The sequence below is a fragment of the Frankia sp. Mgl5 genome (genome assembly GCF_023242985.1).
GTDB classification, from domain to species: domain Bacteria; phylum Actinomycetota; class Actinomycetes; order Frankiales; family Frankiaceae; genus Parafrankia; species Parafrankia soli.
Genome location: NZ_JALKFY010000462.1, coordinates 1 through 460 on the forward strand (window position 1 = coordinate 1; position 460 = coordinate 460).

1 protein-coding gene is annotated in these 460 nt (G+C 57.6%); it reads right to left on the reverse strand.

Features of this window, described 5'->3' with window-relative positions; translation table 11 throughout:
• Nucleotides 1-460, reverse strand: a 460-nt coding sequence (locus MXD62_RS10145; protein ID WP_368862374.1) for an amidohydrolase, incomplete at both ends; no start/stop codon positions are given.

The following is a 460-nucleotide window of genomic DNA, read 5'->3' on the forward strand; positions in this document are numbered from 1 at the left end:
AGCTCACACTGCCGCTCGCGCCCATCGTCGCGGCAACTCCCTCGACGATCTCCTTCAGGCGCTGCTCCGCTTTGTCCCGCACCTCTGGCAAGAAAGAGCGAACGGTACCAGTCATGCGGCAGGAGTCAGCAATAATGTTGAAATTATCTCCCGCTTGAAACGTTCCTACTGTCACGACGACACTCTCCAAGGGGCTGATATTGCGGCTGGCGATCGATTGCAGGCTTGATACAACCTGGGAGCCGATCACGATGGAGTCGACTCCCTCCTGGGGAACCGCTCCGTGACCGCCTGTTCCTTTAATCTCCACGAGAAAGTCGTCCGCATTGGCCATGATCGGACCATCGCTGTACCAAACCTTGCCGACAGGAAGCATCGACCATAGATGAACGCCGAAAATCGCATCTACGCCATCCAGCGCGCCATCCTCCGCCATCTGAATTGCGCCGCCTGGCAGTGT